General features: G+C 42.0%; 1 pseudogene. It reads right to left on the bottom strand.

The window, feature by feature from the left end:
• Positions 1–1501 (bottom strand): annotated as a pseudogene (locus tag J2Y38_RS24555) (hypothetical protein); the annotation flags it as partial.

Raw genomic sequence — 1501 nt, 5'->3', positions numbered from 1 at the left:
CAAGAAACATCTGTTTTCGATGCTGTTACAGAAAGGGCAGAAGGTTCAGTGATTGTTACTGTTTGTGTTGTAAAACATCCGTTAGCATCTGTAATAGTTGCAGTATAAGTTCCTGCACTTAATCCAGAAGCAGTAGCAGCTGTTCCACCAGATGGTGACCAAGAATAAGTATATGGCGCTGTACCTCCAGCTGCAGTTACAGTTGCAGCTCCGTTAGTTCCTGCGTTACAAGAAACATCTGTTTTAGATGCTGTTGCAGCAAGAATTGTTGGTTCTGTAATAGTAATAGATTGAGTTGCTGTACATCCGTTAGCATCAGTTACAGTTACTGTATATGTTCCTGCAGCAAGACCAGAAGCTGTTGCAGCTGTTCCGCCAGAAGGTGACCAAGAATAAGTATATGGTGCAGTTCCTCCAGTTGCAGTTACTGTTGCAGTTCCGTTAGTTCCTCCATTACAAGAAACATCTGTTTGTGATGCTGTTGCAGAAAGAATTGCTGGTTCAGTAATAGTAATACTTTGTGTTGTCTGACACGCATTTGCATCAGTTACAGTTACTGTATAAGTTCCTGCGTTTAATCCAGTTGCTGTTGCAGCTGTTCCTCCAACTGGTGCCCAAGAATAAGTATAAGCTCCAGTTCCTCCAGTTACAGTTACCGTTGCAGTTCCGTTAGATCCTCCGTTACAAGAAACATCAGTTTGAGATGTTGTTGCAGCAAGGATTGTTGGTTCAGCAATAGTAACAGATTGAGTTGTAGTACATCCGTTAGCATCTGTAATAGTTGCAGTATAAGTTCCTGCGCTTAGTCCATTTGCTGTTGCATTTGTTCCTCCAGATGGAGCCCAAGAGTATGTATAACCAGGAGTTCCTCCAGTTACATTTACAGTTGCAGATCCGTTAGCTCCGCTGTTGCAAGAAACATCTGTTTTAGATGCTGTTACAGAAAGGGCAGAAGGTTCAGTGATTGTTACTGTTTGTGTTGTAAAACATCCGTTAGCATCTGTAATAGTTGCAGTATAAGTTCCTGCACTTAATCCAGAAGCTGTTGCAGCTGTTCCACCTGATGGTGACCAAGAATAAGTATATGGTGCTGTTCCTCCAGCTGCAGTTACAGTTGCAGCTCCGTTAGTTCCTGCGTTACAAGAAACATCTGTATCAGATGCACTTGCAGTAAGGATTGTTGGTTCTGTAATTGTAACAGATTGTGTTGTAATACATCCGTTAGCATCAGTTACAGTTACAGTATAAGTTCCTGCGCTTAATCCAGAAGCTGTTGCAGCCGTTCCTCCAGTTGGAGACCAAGAGTAAGTATATGGTGCAGTTCCTCCAGTTGCAGTTACTGTTGCAGTTCCGTTAGTTCCTCCATTACAAGAAACATCTGTTTGTGATGCTGTTGCAGAAAGAATTGCTGGTTCTATAATAGTAATACTTTGTGTTGTTTGACACGCGTTTGCATCAGTTACAGTTACTGTATAAGTTCCTGCGTTTAATCCAGTTGCTG

Source organism: Flavobacterium sp. 2755, assembly GCF_031455715.1.
Taxonomy (GTDB): Bacteria; Bacteroidota; Bacteroidia; order Flavobacteriales; family Flavobacteriaceae; genus Flavobacterium.
The sequence above is the reverse complement of the archived record's forward strand: the minus strand, read 5'-3'. Positions and strand labels throughout refer to the sequence as shown.